Origin of the sequence: Xanthomonas sp. A1809, from assembly GCF_017746015.1 — a bacterium.
GTDB lineage: Bacteria > Pseudomonadota > Gammaproteobacteria > Xanthomonadales > Xanthomonadaceae > Xanthomonas > Xanthomonas euvesicatoria.
Genome location: NZ_JAGHWZ010000009.1, coordinates 218,029 through 236,212, shown reverse-complemented (window position 1 = coordinate 236,212; position 18,184 = coordinate 218,029). Strand labels below are relative to the sequence as shown.

19 protein-coding genes are annotated in these 18,184 nt (G+C 65.0%); 12 read left to right on the top strand and 7 right to left on the bottom strand.

The window, feature by feature from the left end; all coding sequences use genetic code 11:
* Positions 1-76 precede the first annotated feature (76 nt).
* The 4 genes from J7396_RS13760 to J7396_RS22575 are packed head-to-tail and all read right to left on the bottom strand — an operon-like array spanning position 77 to position 3,136.
* Positions 77-919, bottom strand: coding sequence for a M23 family metallopeptidase (locus J7396_RS13760; RefSeq protein WP_029819585.1), 843 nt, complete (start codon positions 917-919; stop codon positions 77-79).
* Positions 919-2,268: a dihydroorotase gene (locus tag J7396_RS13755; protein WP_071117797.1), complete on the bottom strand. Its 1,350-nt coding sequence runs from the start codon at positions 2,266-2,268 to the stop codon at positions 919-921. Before J7396_RS13755 ends, J7396_RS13760 begins: the two co-directional genes overlap by 1 nt.
* A complete protein-coding gene (gene yidD, locus J7396_RS13750) occupies positions 2,265-2,558 on the bottom strand; it encodes a membrane protein insertion efficiency factor YidD (protein ID WP_011347711.1) in 294 nt (97 codons plus the stop codon). The genes J7396_RS13755 and yidD overlap by 4 nt, the downstream gene beginning before the upstream one ends.
* Complete coding sequence (locus J7396_RS22575) at positions 2,558-3,136, bottom strand: hypothetical protein (RefSeq protein WP_029819583.1); 579 nt, start codon at positions 3,134-3,136, stop codon at positions 2,558-2,560. Before J7396_RS22575 ends, yidD begins: the two co-directional genes overlap by 1 nt.
* Positions 3,137-3,194: 58 nt before the next feature.
* Between J7396_RS22575 and dksA the strand changes: the two genes are divergently transcribed.
* A complete protein-coding gene (gene dksA / locus J7396_RS22570) occupies positions 3,195-3,683 on the top strand; it encodes an RNA polymerase-binding protein DksA (RefSeq protein WP_223866281.1) in 489 nt (162 codons plus the stop codon).
* Positions 3,684-3,897: 214 nt separating this feature from the next.
* Here dksA and J7396_RS13740 read toward each other — a convergent pair whose 3' ends face one another.
* From J7396_RS13740 to cysS, 3 genes are all read right to left on the bottom strand, one after another.
* Positions 3,898-5,148 (bottom strand): MFS transporter, encoded by a 1,251-nt coding sequence (locus J7396_RS13740; protein ID WP_008573410.1) that lies wholly within the window; start codon positions 5,146-5,148, stop codon positions 3,898-3,900.
* Positions 5,145-5,582: a SufE family protein gene (locus tag J7396_RS13735; protein WP_008573408.1), complete on the bottom strand. Its 438-nt coding sequence runs from the start codon at positions 5,580-5,582 to the stop codon at positions 5,145-5,147. Before J7396_RS13735 ends, J7396_RS13740 begins: the two co-directional genes overlap by 4 nt.
* A gap of 265 nt (positions 5,583-5,847) precedes the next feature.
* On the bottom strand, positions 5,848-7,272 hold the full coding sequence (gene cysS / locus J7396_RS13730; protein WP_209261592.1) for a cysteine--tRNA ligase: 1,425 nt from the start codon (positions 7,270-7,272) through the stop codon (positions 5,848-5,850).
* Positions 7,273-7,449: 177 nt separating this feature from the next.
* Here cysS and J7396_RS13725 point away from each other — a divergent pair, with 177 nt between their 5' ends.
* The 11 genes from J7396_RS13725 (at position 7,450) to proB (ending at position 18,179) form a co-directional block, all read left to right on the top strand.
* Positions 7,450-7,944, top strand: coding sequence for a hypothetical protein (locus tag J7396_RS13725; RefSeq protein WP_029819580.1), 495 nt, complete (start codon positions 7,450-7,452; stop codon positions 7,942-7,944).
* Positions 7,945-8,256: 312 nt separating this feature from the next.
* Positions 8,257-9,288 (top strand): N-acetylornithine carbamoyltransferase, encoded by a 1,032-nt coding sequence (locus J7396_RS13720; RefSeq protein WP_008573404.1) that lies wholly within the window; start codon positions 8,257-8,259, stop codon positions 9,286-9,288.
* A 51-nt stretch (positions 9,289-9,339) separates the two neighbouring features.
* Positions 9,340-10,578 (top strand): argininosuccinate synthase, encoded by a 1,239-nt coding sequence (locus J7396_RS13715; RefSeq protein WP_031423013.1) that lies wholly within the window; start codon positions 9,340-9,342, stop codon positions 10,576-10,578.
* Between the two features lie 242 nt (positions 10,579-10,820).
* Entirely contained in the window at positions 10,821-11,273 is a 453-nt protein-coding gene (locus J7396_RS13710; RefSeq protein ID WP_209261591.1) for a GNAT family N-acetyltransferase, read from the top strand.
* Between the two features lie 5 nt (positions 11,274-11,278).
* Entirely contained in the window at positions 11,279-12,379 is a 1,101-nt protein-coding gene (locus J7396_RS13705) for an acetylornithine deacetylase (RefSeq protein WP_014090342.1), read from the top strand.
* Positions 12,380-12,423: 44 nt separating this feature from the next.
* The gene (locus J7396_RS13700; RefSeq protein ID WP_136732625.1) at positions 12,424-13,767 is read left to right on the top strand and encodes an acetylglutamate kinase; all 1,344 of its coding nucleotides are present in this window, start codon (positions 12,424-12,426) and stop codon (positions 13,765-13,767) included.
* Between the two features lie 5 nt (positions 13,768-13,772).
* On the top strand, positions 13,773-14,384 hold the full coding sequence (locus J7396_RS13695) for a GNAT family N-acetyltransferase (RefSeq protein ID WP_008573396.1): 612 nt from the start codon (positions 13,773-13,775) through the stop codon (positions 14,382-14,384).
* On the top strand, positions 14,381-15,331 hold the full coding sequence (argC, locus tag J7396_RS13690; protein ID WP_209261590.1) for an N-acetyl-gamma-glutamyl-phosphate reductase: 951 nt from the start codon (positions 14,381-14,383) through the stop codon (positions 15,329-15,331). Before J7396_RS13695 ends, argC begins: the two co-directional genes overlap by 4 nt.
* Before the next feature lie 124 nt (positions 15,332-15,455).
* A complete protein-coding gene (locus tag J7396_RS13685) occupies positions 15,456-16,754 on the top strand; it encodes an argininosuccinate lyase (RefSeq protein ID WP_011347702.1) in 1,299 nt (432 codons plus the stop codon).
* Positions 16,751-17,011, top strand: a complete 261-nt coding sequence (locus J7396_RS13680) for a YciI family protein (protein WP_011347701.1) — start codon at positions 16,751-16,753, stop codon at positions 17,009-17,011. Before J7396_RS13685 ends, J7396_RS13680 begins: the two co-directional genes overlap by 4 nt.
* A 13-nt stretch (positions 17,012-17,024) precedes the next feature.
* Entirely contained in the window at positions 17,025-18,179 is a 1,155-nt protein-coding gene (gene proB, locus J7396_RS13675) for a glutamate 5-kinase (protein ID WP_136732623.1), read from the top strand.
* Positions 18,180-18,184 lie beyond the last annotated feature (5 nt).

Here is an 18,184-nt window from a genome sequence, read left to right as displayed (position 1 = left end):
AAGCAGGCTCTTATAGGAAGCGTAGAACGGCGTCTTCAATGCCACCGCACGTTAAAGAGGCGATCTTCCGAACGCTCTACTTCGTCCGCTCAAGCACCAGCAACGGATCGATGCGGGTGTCGAACCAGTTCATCCCCCAATGCAGATGCGGCCCGGTGGCACGCCCAGTGGCACCAACCGCGGCAATCACCTGGCCTTGCTCGACCCGGTCGCCCACCTTCACGTCGATACGCGACAAGTGCAGGAAATTCGAGCTCACCCCGAAGCCGTGATCCAGCAGCACCGTGCCGCCGGTGAGATACAGGTCCGGCGCCGCGAACGTCACCACGCCGGCAGCCGGTGCCTTCACCGGGGTGCCGGTGGGCACGGCGATGTCCATGCCCGAATGGCCGGCGCCCGGCTGGCCGTTGTACACGCGTGCATTGCCGAAGCGGCCGCTGATACGTCCCTGCACCGGCCAGATGAAGGGTTGGGCGAAATCGGTGCGTGCATCATCGCGGTCGCGCGCCGCCGTGACCTGCGCCTGTTCGCGTTTGATGCGCGCGGCAATCTCGGCCGGCGGGTTGACCGTCTTCGGCGGCACGCCATTGACGCGTTCCACCGGCCAGTCGCGCGGCGTTACTGCGATGCTCACGGTGCGCGTGCTGCCATCGGGTTGGGTGATCTGCACCTGCAAGGGCCCGGTCGCATCACGGCCGATCCCGAACACGACGCTTCCATAACCGCTCACACGCAAGCTGCGGCCGGCATATTGCACCTTGCTGCCTGTCGGCACCTTGCCGATCACCAGCGCGCCTTGCGACGCGCTTTGCGGAAATACGACATCAGTCGCGGCGGCCGCACCCTGCGCTTGCGCGCGACCTGCAACCAGCGCGACCGGCGCCAGGATCAACCAGGCACCAAACAGGGCTGCGCGCATCAGCGGTCGAAGGTCAGGCGCTGGCCGGCAGCGCTGCCCACCAGCTGTTCGCCATCCCACACCTGCTGGCCGTTGACCCACGTCGCAGCGATGCGCGAACGGAAGGTGGTGCCCTCGAATGGCGACCAGCCGCACTTGGACAACACCTGCTCGCGCTTCACGGTAAACGGGGTGTTGTCGATCATCACCAGGTCGGCGAAATAGCCTTCGCGCAGGAAGCCACGCTCTTGCACATCGAACAACTGGGCCGGCGCATGCGCGAACTTCTGCACGATACGGGTGATCGGCAACTTGCCTTCGTGCACCAGCTCCAGTGCCGCGACCAGCGCGTACTGCACCAGCGGCAGGCCCGAGGGCGCCTGCGCATAGGGCTTTTGCTTTTCTTCCCAGGTGTGCGGGGCGTGGTCGGTGGCGAGCACGTCGATGACATCTTCGGCCAGCGCATCGATGAGCGCCAGACGATCTTCGGCGTCCTTGATCGCGGGGTTGCACTTGATCAGGTTGCCCAGTCGTGCGTAATCGCTGCGATCGAAGCGCAGAAAGTGGATGCAGGTCTCGGCGGTAATGCGCTTGCGCAGCTTGCCATCGGCATCGACCAGCGGGCCGGCTTCGAACAGCGACAGCTCGTCGGCGGTGGAAATGTGCAGCACGTGCAGGCGGGTGTTGTGCTTGCGCGCCAGCGAAACCGCCAGCTGCGAGGACTTCAGGCAGGCCTGACGCGAACGGATGTCCGGGTGCATCTCCGGTGTCAGCGCATCGCCATACTTTTCCTTGTACTGCGCCATCGTCGCGTCGATGGTCGGGGTGTCTTCGCAGTGGGTGATGATCGGCGTGGGTGCGTCGCGGAAGATGGCGTCCAGCGTTTCCGGGTTATCGACCAGCATGTTGCCGGTGGAGGCGCCCATGAACACCTTGATGCCCGGTGCAGTCTTGGGGTCCAGCGACTGGATGTGGGCCAGGTTGTCGTTGCTGGCACCCATGTAGAAGCCGTAGTTGGCCCAGGCGCGCCCGGCAGCGGCGTCGTACTTGGCCTGCAGTGCGGCGGCATCCAGGGTCGGCGGATTGGTGTTGGGCATGTCCATGAAGCTGGTCAGGCCACCAGCCACCGCGGCGCCGGATTCGGTCGCGATGTCGCCCTTGTGGGTCAGGCCAGGTTCGCGGAAGTGCACCTGGTCGTCGATCATGCCTGGCAGCACCCAGCGTCCGGCGGCATCCACGACGGTATCACCAGGGGCAGGGGCGATCTTGCTGTCGATCTTGGCGATGCGGCCGCCCTCGATCAGGAGATCGGCGTCGAACTCCTTGCCTTCGTTGACCAGGCGGGCATTGACGATGACGGTTCGGCTCATGGATGGGGTCCTTTGCAGCTGCAGGAAGAAGACGGGGAGGGCGAGGCGGGTGCATCGGGCACCGGATCGAATCCGCCCGGATGGAAGGGATGACAGCGGCCGAGCCTGCGCGCGGCAAGCCAACTGCCGCGCAGCGGGCCGAAGCGGCCGATGGCGGTCATCGCGTAGTCCGAGCAGCTTGGTGCAAAACGGCAACGCGGCCCGAGCAGGGGGCTGATGACGAGCTTGTAGACGCGCAGCAGCGCGATGAGCAGGCGTGAGATCACTTGCCAATGATATGCCACTTGCATTAATAGGTGGTTGCCGGGGGTCCGCGGGGTACGTTATAAAGGCCCGCTTTCCCGGGCCCCGGGGGAACCAAGGATGAGCGTTTCGTGGCTGCTAAAAAACCTGCAAAAAAGGCCGTAGAGGCCGCCAAGAAGTCCGCCAAACCCGTTGCGAAAAAGGCAGCGACGTCCGCTGCTGCGAAACCGGCCGCAAAACCGCCGACCAAGCAGCCGGCTGCCAAGAAGGCACCCGCGAAGAAGGCACCTGCGAAGAAAGCCGCTGCCAAGCCGGCGCCGGCTTCCAAGACCACCGCGTCCGCAGCCCCCAAGTCAGTGAAACCCGTCGCCAAGAGTGCTGCCAAGCCGGCGGCGAAAAAGGCAGCTCCGGCTGCCGCCAAACCGGCCGCCAAGCCGGTGGCGTCCAAGTCCGTACCGAAGCCGGCCACCAAGCCGGCTCCGGCCAAGTCAGTCCCGGTCAAGGCTGAGAAGCCCGCGCCCGCACCGGTCCCCAAGGCCGTCCCTGCGAAGCCGGCAAAGCCTGCGACCCCGTCATCTAAGAATCCCGTGCCCGTTTCGAAATCTTCCGCAAAAACGCCAACCAAAACCGAAGCCCCCGCCAAGCCTGCTGCGACCCGTCCGGTCGGCAAGGTGGCCGTGGCCGTGACGTCCAAGCCGTCCAGCGCGGCTCCCAAGACCAAGTACAAGGTGGTCGAGTACAAGACCGACGAAGCAACCGGTCGCCCGATCCTGCCGCAGGGCTACAAGCCTTCCGCGGACGAGGAGTACATGAACAAGTTGCAGCAGGAATATTTCCGCCAGCGTCTGCAGAGCTGGCGCAACGAGATGGTGGAGGAATCCAAGCAGACCATCGAAAACCTGCGCGAAGAAGTGCGCGACATCGGCGACGAAGCCGAACGTGCCACCCGCGAGACCGAAAACTCGCTGGAACTGCGTGCCCGTGATCGCGCCCGCAAGCTGATTTCCAAGATCGACAGCACGCTCAAGCGCCTGGAAGACGGTGACTACGGCTACTGCGTGGACACCGGTGAAGAGATTGGCCTGGACCGCCTGGAAGCGCGTCTGACTGCCGAGCGCACCATCGATGCCCAGGAGCGTTGGGAGCACTTGCAGAAGCAGCAGGGCGACTGATCGTCCGCCTTGCTCACCGAAAGACCCCGCCATGTGCGGGGTTTTTTATGGTCGCCTGATCCGTTGTATTGGCGCCTGGCCGATAGTCAGGCAGCGCCCATTGGCGAGACGCCGCCGCACGCAGCTGCATACGGCACGTGAGCGCGGTCCGCAACACGAGCCCCTTGCCACCACAGCGGCGCCGTGGGCACCGGCAATCACGCGATCGCGCCGCTCACTGCAGATCGCGCAGGTCCAGCTTGCGCAGGCGCGGCGCCTTCCAGGCGGTGGTGGCCACCACGCCCAGGGTGACGCAGCCGCCGATGACCACCGCCGGCACCAGGCCGACCAGGCGCGCCATGACGCCGTCGTAGAACGCGCCCAACTCGTTGGACGAGCCGATGAAGATGCCGTTGATCGAAGACACCCGGCCACGCATGGCATCGGGGGTGGCCAACTGCAGGATAGTCTGGCGCACCACCACCGAGACGCCATCGCACATGCCGTACACCAGCAGGATCGCCGCTGACAGCCAGAAATGGCGCGACAGTCCGAAGGCGATGGTGCAGAGCCCGAAGCCGGCCACCGACAGCAGCAGCACGCGTCCGGCATTGCGCTGCAGCGGGTGCCGCGCCAGCCACACGCCAACCACGATCGAACCCAGCGCCGGCGCACCGCGCAGGATGCCCAGGCCTTCCGGGCCGTAGTGCAGGATGTCGTGGATGAAGGCCGGCAACATCGATACCGCGCCGCCAAGCAGGACCGAGAACATGTCCAGCGCCATGGCACCCAGCATGATCTGGTTGGACAGTACGAACTGCGCGCCTTCGGCGATGCTGCGGAAGATCGGCGCACGCGGGCCGGCGCTGACCGGCTCGCTGACACGCAACAAAGCCAACGCCAGGATCGCCAGCATCGCCACGCTGGCGGCGACCCCGTAGGCCAGGCCCTTGCCGCCCCAGCCGACCAGCACGCCGCCCAGCGCCGGGCCGATCACCATGCCGGCCTGGAAGGTGACGCTGCCGATGCTGGCGCCGCGTGCGAATGCGTCGCGCGGCAGCGCCCGTGCGAACAAGGCGTTGTAGACCGGCGACAAGAAAGAGCGCGCCGCGCCGGTGAGCGAGATGGCGGCATAGATGGGCCACACGCCTTTGACCGGCAGCCAGCCTTGCGTGATCGCCAACAGCAACAGCGCGGTTGCGACCAAGCCCAGCACGGCGACCATGCCCAGCCGGCGGCGCGGCAGGTGATCGACCAGGTAGCCGGCAAAGGGGGCGATGCAGAAGAACGGCAGGATTTCCGCCAGGCCGATCAGCCCCAACGAGAGCGGGTTGCCGGTCATTTCGTAAATATGCCAACCGACCGTCACCGCGACGATCTGGTAGGACAGCATCGCCGCCACGCGGTACAGCAGCACCAGGCCGAAGCCTGGATGGGCGAGCAGCGTCCGCAGCGAATCGGCGGGCGATGGGGCGGGCGTGCTCACTGCTGCGCGCGCGCGGTATCGCGGATGAAGGCCAGCATCGCTGCCACGCCGTTGCTGCGGGTCGGCGACAGATGCTTGGCCAGGCCGATCCCGGCGATATAGTCAGGCTCGGTAGCCAGGATCTCTTGCGCGCTACGCCCGGAATACACGCGCAGCGCAAGGTAGATCAGCCCGGAGACAATGGCCGAATCGCTGACGGCATGGAAATCCAGCCGCTCGGCGTTGCCCTCCGGCACGATCCAGACCATCGATTGGCAGCCGTGCAGGCGGTGTTCTTCGGTTTTCCACTGTTCCGGGAAGGCGGGCAACTTGCGGCCAAGGTCTATCAGGTACTGGTAGCGCTCGGACCAGTCGCCAAAGAAGGAAAATTCCTCGGCAATAGCGGCCTGCGCCTCGGTAGCAGTCGGTTCAAGCGGGAAGGGGGAGGTGGTCATCTAAAAATCCAGAATCAATTCGATCAAGTCCCTCTCCCGCGGGGCGAGAAGGCACGGTGTGCGCCACTGGCAACTGGCCTTGGAGCGCTGTGGCCATTGCATCTGTCCACAGGTGCCAGGGCAGGGCAGCCTGCGAGGGCCGTCGGTCATTCTTTTTGGCTGGCGCGTGGCGACGCGTTTGCCATGACCGACGGTTGATTGTCGCCGCAGCGCACCCTCATCCGCCTGCGGGGGCCCTTTCTCCCGCAGGAAGACGTGAGAAGGATCAAGCACGCTTCCAACGCACGCCCTGCGGCGTGTCTTCCAGCACGATGCCCTCGTCGGCAAGTTGCTTGCGGATGGCGTCGGCGCGGGCGAAATCCTTGGCTTTCTTCGCCGCGCTGCGTTCTTCCACCAATGCGGTGATGCGTGCATCGTCGCCGGCGTCGGTGCCGCGCGAGAACCATGCAGCCGGGTCTTGTTGCAGCAACCCCAGTGCCATTCCGGCACCGAGCAACTTGGCGCGCGCCGCATGCAGCTCGATCATGCGCGCCGATGCTTGGCCGCTTTGCATCAGTTCGCTGCGCAATGCACGCGCATCGGAGGCGATGCTTGCCATGACGGACAAGGCCAGCGGCGTGTTGAGATCGTCATCCAGAGCGGACTCCACCTCGGCGGGAATCGTCATGGATACCGCCGGATCGCTGCCGCTTTCGGCTTCCAGCGCAGCCAGATCCCGCAACGTTCCATACAGGCGGTCCAGCGTGTTCTTGGCCTGCTCGATCAACCCATCCGACCAGTCCAGCGGCTGACGGTAGTGCGCGCTCAACAGCGCATAGCGCAGCGCTTCGGGCGGATGCCTGGCGATGAGCTCGTGCACGGTTTCGATATTGCCCAGCGACTTGCTCATCTTCGCGCCGCTGAAATTGAGCATGCCGTTGTGCAGCCAGAAGCGCGCAAAAGTGGCACCGCCATGCGCGCACTCGCTCTGCGCAATCTCGTTTTCGTGATGCGGGAACTGCAGGTCCACACCGCCGGCGTGGATGTCGATGGTCGGCCCCAGATGGGCGGCGGCCATCGCCGAGCATTCGATATGCCAACCCGGCCGGCCGCGGCCCCAGGGCGATGGCCAGCCGGGCAGGTCGTCGCTGGAGGGTTTCCACAGCACGAAGTCGCCGGGGTCGCGCTTGTATGGCGCCACGTCCACGCGTGCGCCGGCCAACATTTCGTCCGGGTCGCGCCGCGAGAGCTTGCCGTAGTCCTCGAAGCTGGAGACCGAAAACAGCACGTGGCCTTCTGCGGCATAGGCATGCCCATTGGCGATCAGCTGCTCGATCATCGCCACGATCTGCGGGATGTGCGCGGTGGCCTCCGGTTCGATGTCCGGTGGAACCACGCCAAGCGCCGCCATGTCCTGCCGGTAGATCGCCGCGAAGCGGTCGGTGATCGTCGAAATCGGCACGCCTTGCGCCTGCGCGGCGGCGTTGATCTTGTCGTCCACATCGGTGATGTTGCGCGCGTAGCGCAGCGCGCCGTAGCGTCGGCGCAGCAACGCGGCAAGCACATCGAAGACCACCGGGCCGCGAGCGTTGCCGATATGCGCGTAGTTGTAGACGGTGGGACCGCAGACGTACAGGGTGGGGCTGGACGGATCGAGCGGCGCAAACGGCTCGACCCGCCGCGTCAGGTTGTTGTGCAGGCGCAGGCTCATCGGCATCCGAAAAAGGGCAATCGCGCGATTCTAGCCCGTTGTGGCGGGATGGCGAATCGCCAGCCCGACGATGGCCACCGGATGGGTTGCGTTCAGCCCAGGCGGCCGCAAGCTCCATACACTTACGTACTGCCTGGCTGCGCGTTCCCGGTACTGATGCGACCTTCTCCGTTCTTCATGCTGCTGTGTACGTTTGCCGGGCAAGTGATTCCGGCGTATGCGGCAGAGCCCGACCCCAAGAACCGGGTCGTGGTGATCGAGAACGTGAAACTGGATTATGCGCAGGTGCTCAATGTCGAGCCGGTCTACCAGACGCTTCGCGCCACGCGTATCGAAGAGCAATGCGAAGCCGAGCAGGCGGCACAGGCTGCGGCAGCGCCGGCCGAGGACGAGGGCCGCATCAACCGCATGGTCGATTCGGTCAAGGAAATGTTCTCGCGTCGCCCCGAACCGGCCGCGCCCGCTGCGGTGCCGCCGACCAGCACGCGGCGCAACTGCAAGGTGGTGGAAGTGCCGCGCGAGTTCCGCCGGCCGATCGCCTTCGACGTGGACTATGTCTACAAGGGCACCAAATACCGTTCGCGCCTGCCCGAAGATCCGGGCAATCGGCTGCGCATCCGGGTCTCGGTGACGCCGTACATTCCCGACGCCATCGTCGCGCCGCCGCGATGAGATGCGCAGCGGTTGCGCCGTGCCCACATGCGTGCGAGGATTCGCGCCCTATGCAAGCAAACGCCTTTCAGCACGACACCAGCGCCGCCCGGATGGCCTCCGGCATGACCTCGCGTGCCCGCCGACCGGAATCCCACATTTTCGCTGGGTAAGCCGGGGCGTTTGCTGTTCCGACGTTGAAGACCCAGCCCCCAGGCTGGGTTTTTTCGTTTTGGCGTCACAAAAGTTTCAACGGCAAGAAACGCGCATGTCGCGCACCCCGTCGCTCCTGGCGGACCAACGCAGCAGTAGCACGCAGCAAAGGATCGATCGATGTCACTGAAGCACTTCTTGAACACCCAGGACTGGAGCCGCGCCGAGCTGGACGCGCTGTTGACCCAGGCCGCGTTGTTCAAACGCAACAAGCTGGGAAGCGAGCTGAAGGGAAAGTCGATTGCGCTGGTGTTCTTCAACCCGTCCATGCGCACCCGTACCAGCTTCGAGCTGGGCGCGTTCCAACTGGGCGGGCATGCGGTGGTCTTGCAGCCGGGCAAGGATGCGTGGCCGATCGAGTTCAATCTGGGCACGGTCATGGACGGCGACACCGAAGAGCACATCGCCGAAGTGGCGCGCGTGCTGGGGCGTTATGTCGACCTGATCGGCGTGCGCGCGTTTCCGAAGTTCGTGGACTGGTCCAAGGACCGCGAAGACCAGGTACTCAAGAGCTTTGCCAAGTATTCGCCGGTGCCGGTGATCAACATGGAAACCATCACCCACCCATGCCAGGAGCTGGCGCATGCGCTGGCGCTGCAGGAACACTTCGGTACCCAGGATCTGCGTGGCAAGAAGTACGTGCTGACCTGGACCTACCACCCCAAGCCGCTGAACACAGCGGTGGCCAACTCGGCGCTGACCATCGCCACGCGCATGGGCATGGACGTGACCCTGCTGTGCCCGACGCCGGACTACATCCTGGATCAGCGCTACATGGACTGGGCCGCGCAAAACGTGGCCGAAAGCGGTGGCTCGCTGCAGGTCAGCCATGACATCGACAGCGCCTACGCCGGCGCCGATGTCGTCTACGCCAAGAGCTGGGGTGCGTTGCCGTTCTTCGGCAACTGGGAACCAGAAAAGCCGATCCGCGACCAGTACCAGCATTTCATCGTCGACGAACGCAAGATGGCGCTGACCAACAACGGCGTGTTCTCGCACTGCCTGCCGCTGCGCCGCAACGTCAAGGCGACCGATGCGGTGATGGATTCGCCCAACTGCATCGCCATCGATGAAGCCGAAAATCGCCTGCATGTGCAGAAGGCGATCATGGCGGCGCTTGCTTCGCAAGCGGGAATCGGGAATCGGGATTAGAGAATCGCAACAGCAACACCCTTGGCCCCCACATTTACGTACTAAGGAACAATGATGAGCGCTGCTTCCACCAATCCCGAATCCCGAATCCCGACTCCCGGCACCAAGGACATCGTCCTCGCGTTTTCCGGTGGTCTGGACACCAGCTTCTGCATTCCGTATCTGCAGGAGCGCGGCTATGCGGTGCACACCGTGTTTGCCGACACCGGTGGTGTGGATGCCGAAGAGCGTGAGTTCATCGAGAAGCGCGCCGCCGAATTGGGCGCGGCCAGCCACGTCACCGTGGACGGTGGCCCGGCGATCTGGGAAGGCTTCGTCAAGCCGTTCGTGTGGGCGGGCGAGGGGTACCAGGGCCAGTACCCGTTGCTGGTGTCCGACCGTTACCTGATCGTGGATGCTGCGCTCAAGCGTGCCGAAGAATTGGGCACGCGCATCATTGCGCATGGTTGCACCGGCATGGGCAACGATCAGGTGCGTTTCGACCTGGCAGTGAAGGCGCTGGGCGACTACCAGATCGTGGCGCCGATCCGCGAGATCCAGAAAGAGCACACCCAGACCCGCGCCTATGAGCAGAAGTATCTGGAAGCGCGTGGTTTCGGCGTGCGTGCCAAACAGCAGGCCTACACCATCAACGAGAACCTGCTGGGCCTGACCATGTCCGGCGGCGAGATCGATCGTTGGGAAGCGCCGGGTGAGGGTGCACGCGGCTGGTGCGCGCCGCGCAGTGCCTGGCCGAGCGAAGCGTTGACGGTGACGCTGAAGTTCGTCGAAGGCGAAGCGGTGGAACTGGACGGCAAGCCGCTGCCGGGTGCCAAGATCCTGGCCAAGCTCAACACCTTGTTTGCGCAATACGGCGTGGGCCGCGGCGTCTATACCGGCGACACCGTGATCGGGTTGAAGGGCCGCATCGTGTTCGAAGCGCCGGGCCTGATTTCGCTGCTCACCGCGCACCGTGCACTGGAAGATGCGGTGCTGACCAAGCAGCAGAACCGCTTCAAGCCGGACGTGGCGCGCAAGTGGGTGGAGCTGGTGTACGAAGGCTTCTATCACGACCCGCTCAAGAGCGATATCGAGGCGTTCCTGAAGTCCTCGCAGTCCAAGGTCAATGGCGAGGTGACGCTGGAAACCCGCGGCGGCCGCGTCGATGCGGTGGCGGTACGCTCGCCGCACCTGCTCAACACCAAGGGTGCGACCTACGCGCAATCGGCCGACTGGGGCGTGGAAGAAGCGGAAGGCTTCATCAAGCTGTTCGGGATGAGCTCGACGCTGTACGCGCAGGTCAACCGCTGAGCAAAAGCCCCTCTCCCCCCGGGGAGAGGGGCTTGGGGGTGCCGCAGAAACCTTCAGGATCGCTCATGACGAACGCGTCGCCACGCGCCAGTCATGCGGAACTACTGCAGCATTGCGTCCATCGTTCTCCATCTGGGCACGTGGCGACGCGTTCGACCTGGTTGCTTCGCGAAGTTTCGTGAGGCGCCCCTCATCCGCCCCTTCGGGGCACCTTCTCCCGGTGGGAGAAGAGGGCCACTGCGATGGAACCCATGCCCGCATTACGCATCAGTACCGACAAGCAGGAACTCGATCTGCCGTTGATCCATCGCTTCCTCAGCGAGCAGGCCTATTGGTGCCTGGGCATCCCGCTGGACACGGTGCAGCGGGCGGTCGCCGGCTCGCTGTGTTTCGGCGGTTATTGTGCGGGTGTAGGGCAGGTGGCGTTCGCGCGCGTGATCACCGACGGTGTCACCTTCGGCTATCTCGCCGATGTGTTCGTGCTCGATGCATACCGTGGGCGCGGCTATGGCAAGCAACTGGTGGCGGCAGTGATGGCCCATCCGCATCTGCAAGGTCTTCGCCGCTTCATGCTCGCCACCTCCGATGCGCATGCGCTGTACGCACAGCACGGCTTCGCCGCGCCGGCACGGCCGCAGGCGTTGATGGAAATCGCCTATCCCGATCTCTACCGCACCACCACCACGGCTGCCTGACCCACATGACTGACCTGCTCACCTCCACGCTCGACCACCTGCAGGCGCTGGTGGCATTCGACACCCGCAATCCGCCGCGTGCGATTGCCGCGCAAGGCGGCATCTTCGATTATCTGCGCGCGCAGCTGCCGGGGTTCCAGGTCGAGGTGGTCGATCACGGTGCAGGGGCGGTGAGCTTGTACGCGGTGCGCGGCACGCCGAAGTACCTGTTCAACGTGCATCTGGATACCGTGCCGGATTCGCCGCATTGGAGCGCCGACCCGCACGCGATGCGGCGCCTGGACGACCGCGTGGTGGGCCTGGGCGTGTGCGACATCAAGGGCGCGGCGGCGGCGCTGGTTGCCGCGGCCAATGCCGGTGACGGCGATGCCGCGTTCCTGTTTTCTTCGGACGAAGAGGCCAATGATCCGCGCTGCATCGCCGCGTTCCTGGCGCGCGGCGTGCCGTACGAAGCTGTCCTGGTGGCCGAGCCGACCATGGGCGAAGCGGTGCTGGCGCATCGTGGCATCAGTTCGGTGCTGATGCGGTTTGCCGGGCGCGCAGGGCATGCATCGGGCAAGCAGGATCCCTCGGCCAGCGCGCTCCATCAGGCAATGCGCTGGGGCGCAAATGCCCTGGACCATGTGCAATCGCTGGCGCATGCGCGCTTCGGCGGGTTGACCGGATTGCGCTTCAACATCGGCCGCGTCGAGGGGGGCATCAAGGCCAACATGATCGCGCCGGCAGCCGAAGTGCGCTTCGGCTTTCGTCCGTTGCCGTCGATGGACGTGGATGGACTGCTGGCAAGCTTTGCCGGCTTCGCCGAACCGGCGGCAGCGCATTTCGAAGAAACCTTCCGCGGGCCGAGCCTGCCGTCGGGCGACATCGCACGCGCGGAAGAACGCCGCCTGGCCGCACGCGATGTGGCCGATGCGCTGGACCTGCCGATCGGCAACGCAGTGGACTTCTGGACCGAGGCCTCGCTGTTTTCGGCCGGCGGCTATACCGCGCTGGTGTATGGTCCGGGCGACATCGCCCAGGCGCACACCGCCGACGAATTCGTGACGCTGGCGCAGTTGCAGGGTTACGCCGAATCGGTCCATCGCATCATCAACGGTTCGCATTGAACCGACACGCGCCTGGCGCTCCCTTTCCTCTTTCGAACACGGCAATGTCCCCTTCCGCACAACCCCACAAACAAACCCGCCAGACCATCGTGCGCCTGCTCTCCAGCATGGCCAGCGCGAAGGAAATCAGCCAATACCTCAAGCGGTTTTCGCAGCTCGATGCCAAGCGCTTTGCGGTGGTCAAGGTGGGGGGCGCGGTGTTGCGCGACGATCTGGACGCGCTGACCTCGTCGTTGTCGTTCCTGCAGGAAGTTGGGCTGACCCCGATCGTGCTGCATGGCGCCGGCCCGCAGCTGGATGCAGAGCTGGCCGCCGCCGGTATCGAAAAGCACACCGTCAACGGACTGCGCGTGACCTCGCCCGAAGCGTTGGCGATCGTGCGCAAGGTGTTCCAGGCCTCCAACCTGAAACTGGTGGAAGCGCTGCAGCAAAACGGCGCGCGTGCGACCTCGATCACCGGTGGCGTGTTCGAGGCCGAGTATCTGGATCGCGACACCTACGGCCTGGTCGGTGAGGTCAAGGCGGTGAATCTGGCGCCGATCGAAGCCAGTCTGCAGGCCGGCTCCATCCCGGTGATCACCAGCCTGGGCGAAACGCCCAGCGGGCAGATCCTCAACGTCAATGCGGATTTTGCCGCCAACGAGTTGGTGCAGGAGCTGCAGCCGTACAAGATCATCTTTCTCACCGGCACCGGCGGCCTGCTGGATGCCGATGGCAAGTTGATCGATTCGATCAACCTGTCTACCGAGTTCGACCACCTGATGCAGCAGCCGTGGATCAACGGCGGCATGCGGGTGAAGATCGAGCAGATCAAGGACTTGCTCGATCGCCTGCCGCTGGAATCGTCGGTGTCGATCACCCGGCCGTCGGACCTGGCCAAGGAGCTGTTCACCCACAAGGGCTCGGGCACGCTGGTGCGGCGCGGCGAGCGCGTGCTGCGCGCCACCTCCTGGGACGAACTGAATCTGCCTCGCCTGAAGTCGCTGATCGAATCCAGCTTCGGCCGCACGCTGGTGCCGGAGTATTTCGAGACCACCACGTTGCTGCGCGCGTATGTCAGCGAAAACTACCGCGCGGCGGTGATCCTGACCGACGAAGGCCAGTTCGGTGCGGGCAGGCTGACCTATCTGGACAAGTTCGCCGTGCTCGACGATGCGCAGGGCGAAGGTCTTGGCCGGGCGGTATGGAATGTGATGCGCGAAGAGACCCCGCAGCTGTTCTGGCGCTCGCGCCATAACAACCAGGTCAATATCTTTTACTACGCCGAATCCGACGGTTGCATCAAGCAGGAGAAGTGGAAGGTGTTCTGGTACGGGCTGGAAAACTTCGAGCAGATCCAGCATTGCGTTGCGCACTGCGCGACGCGTCAGCCGACCTTGCTGGGCTGACTGCGATGAGCGTCGTCACCTTGCCAGCACGTTGGCGCGAGCAGCCGAACATGCGTGGACGGCATGCGAGCCTGGAGCCGCTGCAGACAGCGCATGCCGATGGGTTGCGTGAGGTGGTGGGCGACGGCGCGCTATCGCGGCTGTGGTACACCAGCGTGCCCGCACCGGAGCAGGTCGAGGCGTATATCGCTGCGGCCCTGGCCGCCTGCGCCGATGGCGCGGCGTTGCCATATGTGGTGCGCGATGCGGCCGGCGACATCGTCGGTTGCACGCGCTACTACGCGCTGGATGCCGCAGTGCCCAGGCTGTCGATCGGCTACACCTGGTACGCACCACGCGTGCAGCGCAGCGGCGTCAACACCGAAACCAAGCTGATGCTGCTGCAATACGCCTTCGAAACATTGGGGTGCCTGAGCGTGGTGTTCGAGACCAGCTGGTTCAACCATACCTCGCGCGCGGCGATCGCGCGGCTGGGTGCAAAACAGGACGGCGTGCTGCGCAACCACGCCCGCCACGCCGACGGTACGCCGCGCGATACCGTGGTGTTTTCCATCATCGATACGGAATGGGCCGGGGTCAAACGCCACCTGCAGTTCCGCCTGGAAGCAAACGCATGACTGTTGAACAAAAGACCATCGGCATTGTCGGCGCCCGCGGGCATACCGGCTCGGAATTGATCAAACTGGTGGCGGCGCATCCGCAGCTGCACTTGAGCTTCGTGTCCTCGCGCGAGCTGGCCGGGCAGCCCGTGGCCGAGCATAACGATGCCTACCAGGGCCAGCTGCGCTACGAGAACCTGGATGCCGACGCGGTGGCCGCCAAGGCGGCCGACGTGGTGATCCTGGCGCTGCCCAATGGCAAGGCAGAGCCCTTTGTCGCCGCGATCGACGCGGCAGCGCCACAGACGCTGGTGATCGATCTTTCGGCCGACTATCGCTTCGATCCGGCCTGGTACTACGGCTTGCCTGAGTTGACGCGCGGCAGTTACGCCGGGCAAAAACGTATCAGCAACCCGGGCTGTTATGCCACCGCGATGCAGCTGACCATCGCGCCACTGCTCGACCAGCTGGCCGGGCCACCGCAGTGTTTCGGTGTCTCCGGGTATTCGGGCGCGGGTACCACGCCTTCGGACAAGAACAATCCTGCGTTGCTCTCCAATAACGTGATGCCGTATGCGCTGACCAACCACATGCACGAGCGCGAGGTGTCTGCGCAGCTTGGCGTGCCGGTGGAGTTCATGCCGCACGTGGCGCCGCATTTCCGCGGCATCACCATGACCGTCAACCTGTGGCTGCAGCAGCCGCTGACGCGCGAGCAGATCCAGGCGCGTTATACGCAGCGTTATGCCGACGAGCCGTTGATCGAAATCGTCGACGAGGCGCCCTGGGTGAGCCGCATCGCCGGCAAGCACGATGTGCAGATTGGCGGAGTAACGCTGGCGCCCGGCAACAAGCGCGTGGTGGTGGTGGCGACCCTGGACAATCTGCTCAAGGGTGCGGCAACGCAGGCGATGCAAAACCTCAACCTTGCGCTGGGCTGGGACGAGTTGATGGCAATGCGTTGATGCGAGTCCCTCGCAACAGCCTGCACATCCATGTGCAGGGATTCAACGAAGCGAGTTCCTCGCAACAGCCCGCGCATCCATGTGCGGGGATCGAAACTGGACGACTTACTCGAGACGCTTTCCGATGACCAATCTGTTGTGGCAAAAACCTGGCGTTGCCGTTGACGCCAAGATCCAGAGTTTCCTGGCCGGCGACGATGTGATCCTGGATCGCGAATTCTTCCTGTACGACATCGCTGCCAGCAAGGCGCATGCGCAGGGGCTGCAGCACATCGGCATCTTGTCGTTGCAGGAGCTGGGCGGCTTGAGCGAACAGCTCGACCTGCTGGCCGCCGATTTTCGCAGCGGCGCCTTCGTGCTCGATGCGCAATACGAAGATTGCCACTCCGCCATCGAAGCGCGATTGACCGAGCGTCTGGGCGATGCAGGCCGCAAGATCCACACCGGGCGTAGCCGCAACGACCAGATCCTGGTCGCCACGCGGCTGTGGCTGAAGGACAAGCTGCAGCGCGTTGCCACGCTCAGCGCGGAGATCGCCAAGGTGGCGTTGGACCGCGCACAGGCCGAGGCCGGGCTGCCGGTGCCCGGTTATACGCACATCCAACGGGCGGTGGTGTCCTCGGCCGGGATGTGGTGGGCGGGCTGGGCGGAAGCGTTCATCGACAACGCCGTGCGCGCCGACGACACCGTCCGTTTGGTCGACAGCAACCCGCTCGGCACCGCTGCAGGCTATGGCGTGAATCTGCCGCTGGATCGTGCGCATACCACCGCCGAACTGGGGTTTGCACGCCTGTTGGTCTCGCCGATCTACGCCCAGCTTTCGCGCGGCAAGTACGAACTGGCCGCGCTCGAAGCGCTCGGCAGCGCCACGCTGGATCTGCGCCGCATCGCCTGGGATCTGTCGCTGTTCACCAGCGGCGAATTCGCGTTTGTCGCCCTGCCGGCCCAATACACCACCGGCAGTTCGATCATGCCGAACAAGCGCAACCCGGACGTGATCGAGCTGATGCGCGCAACGCATGCCAGCGTGGCGGCAGCGCGCACCGAGATCGAACAGCTGCTGTCGCTGCCGTCGGGTTATCACCGCGACCTGCAGAGCAGCAAGGGCGCGATCGTGCACGGCTTTGGCCGCGGACTTGCGGCGCTGGAACTGCTGCCGGCCTTGCTGGCCAATCTGGAATGGCGCCCGGACAAACTGCGCGCAGCCATCGATTCGGGCATGTACGCCACCGATGTGGCAGTGGAAGCCGCGGTAGCCGGCGTGCCGTTTCGCGAGGCCTACAAGGCCGCAGCGCAGGCCGCCGAGACCGCAGGGCAGGGACGCACGCCGGAAGGCAGCCTGGCTGCGCGCGTGTCGCCCGGTGCGGCAGCCGACCTGCAACTGGATGTGCTGCAGGCGCGCTGGCAGGCGCTGCGCGCATGACGACCCGCTATCTGGTGCTTGCGCTGCGCAAGCCGGGGTTTCCCGCCGATGTGGTGCAGCCGCATCTGGACTTTCTCGATGCATTGCGCGCCGCCGGGCAGCTCGAGCTGACCGGCGGCTTCAGCGATCGCAGCGGTGGCGCGTATGTGCTGGTCAACGTGGCCACGCTTCAAGAGGCGCAGCAGATCGTTGCGCGCGACCCGCTGGTGCTGCGCGATGCCTCTGCACTGACCGTGTATGAGTGGAACACGCACTGAGGACGCCATTGCCATGAGCACGCCTGCCAGCACGTTGTCGCCGTTTACCCAGCAGGCGCTGCCGCCGTGGCGCCGTGCGGTGCTCAAGGTCGGCAGCAGCCTGCTCGCCGCCGATGGCGGTGGCCTGTCCCCGCGCTTCGCGCTGGGTCTGGCGCAGTTCGTTTCCGCCAATCTGGCAGCCGGGCGCGAGCTGGTGATCGTCTCGTCGGGCGCGGTGGCCGCTGGTCGCGCCATCCTGCCCAAAGCGGCGGATGTCGGCGCACCGATCGCGGCGCGGCAGGCACTGGCCGCCTTGGGCCAGGCGCAGCTGATTGCGTTATGGCAGCGCTTTTTCGAGCGGCCGGTGGCGCAGGTACTGCTCACGCATGACGACCTGCGCAACCGTCGCCGCTATCTCAACGCGCGTGCCACCTTGGGCGAGTTGCTGCGGCTGGGTGCGCTGCCGGTGATCAACGAAAACGACACCGTCTCGGTGGATGAGTTGAAGCTGGGCGATAACGACAACCTGGCCGCGATCGTGGCTGCGCTGGTCGATGCCGACGCGTTGTTCATCGCCACCGACATCGATGGGTTGTATAGCGCCGACCCACGCAGCAACCCGTTGGCGCGCCCGCTCGACGATGTGCCCGAGCTCACCCCTGAAGTCCTGGCGATGGCCGGCGGCAGCGGCAGCAACGTGGGGACCGGCGGCATGCGCACCAAATTGGAAGCCGCAGCAAAGGCCGGTGCGGCCGGCATCGAAACCTATCTATTCAACGGCCGAAGTGGCGAGGTGGTGCGCGCCCTGGCGCAGGACCGCCTGCGTGGCACGCGCATCCACGCCGCGCGCACGCGCATCGCTGCGCGAAAATACTGGCTGCGGCACGCACCGGTGGAAGCGGGCGCGATCCTCATCGACGACGGCGCCGCAGCGGCCCTGACCGGCAAGGGCGCCTCGCTGTTGCCAGGCGGCGTGGCCGGCGCGCAGGGCGATTTCCGTCGCGGCGACATGGTGGAGATTCGTCTGCGCGACACCGCGGGCGACCAGTGTCTGGCACGCGGCGTCAGCCAGTATTCGGCCCTGGATATCCGTCGTATTGCAGGCCGCCACTCGCGCGAGATCGAGAACGTGCTCGGCTACAGTTACGGCGAAAACGTGGTGCATCGCGATGATCTGGTGCTGTTGTAGCCGGG

Coding starts and splice junctions, on each gene's coding strand:
- cysS (WP_209261592.1), bottom strand. CDS start 7,272: ATGAGCCTGCGCCTGCACAACAACCTGACGCGGCGGGTCGAGCCGTTT.
- J7396_RS13680 (WP_011347701.1), top strand. CDS start 16,751: ATGACGACCCGCTATCTGGTGCTTGCGCTGCGCAAGCCGGGGTTTCCC.
- J7396_RS13720 (WP_008573404.1), top strand. CDS start 8,257: ATGTCACTGAAGCACTTCTTGAACACCCAGGACTGGAGCCGCGCCGAG.
- proB (WP_136732623.1), top strand. CDS start 17,025: ATGAGCACGCCTGCCAGCACGTTGTCGCCGTTTACCCAGCAGGCGCTG.
- yidD (WP_011347711.1), bottom strand. CDS start 2,558: ATGCAAGTGGCATATCATTGGCAAGTGATCTCACGCCTGCTCATCGCG.
- J7396_RS13755 (WP_071117797.1), bottom strand. CDS start 2,268: ATGAGCCGAACCGTCATCGTCAATGCCCGCCTGGTCAACGAAGGCAAG.
- J7396_RS13695 (WP_008573396.1), top strand. CDS start 13,773: ATGAGCGTCGTCACCTTGCCAGCACGTTGGCGCGAGCAGCCGAACATG.
- J7396_RS13715 (WP_031423013.1), top strand. CDS start 9,340: ATGATGAGCGCTGCTTCCACCAATCCCGAATCCCGAATCCCGACTCCC.
- J7396_RS13760 (WP_029819585.1), bottom strand. CDS start 919: ATGCGCGCAGCCCTGTTTGGTGCCTGGTTGATCCTGGCGCCGGTCGCG.
- J7396_RS13725 (WP_029819580.1), top strand. CDS start 7,450: ATGCTGCTGTGTACGTTTGCCGGGCAAGTGATTCCGGCGTATGCGGCA.
- J7396_RS13735 (WP_008573408.1), bottom strand. CDS start 5,582: ATGACCACCTCCCCCTTCCCGCTTGAACCGACTGCTACCGAGGCGCAG.
- J7396_RS13700 (WP_136732625.1), top strand. CDS start 12,424: ATGTCCCCTTCCGCACAACCCCACAAACAAACCCGCCAGACCATCGTG.
- J7396_RS13710 (WP_209261591.1), top strand. CDS start 10,821: ATGGAACCCATGCCCGCATTACGCATCAGTACCGACAAGCAGGAACTC.
- argC (WP_209261590.1), top strand. CDS start 14,381: ATGACTGTTGAACAAAAGACCATCGGCATTGTCGGCGCCCGCGGGCAT.
- J7396_RS13705 (WP_014090342.1), top strand. CDS start 11,279: ATGACTGACCTGCTCACCTCCACGCTCGACCACCTGCAGGCGCTGGTG.
- J7396_RS13685 (WP_011347702.1), top strand. CDS start 15,456: ATGACCAATCTGTTGTGGCAAAAACCTGGCGTTGCCGTTGACGCCAAG.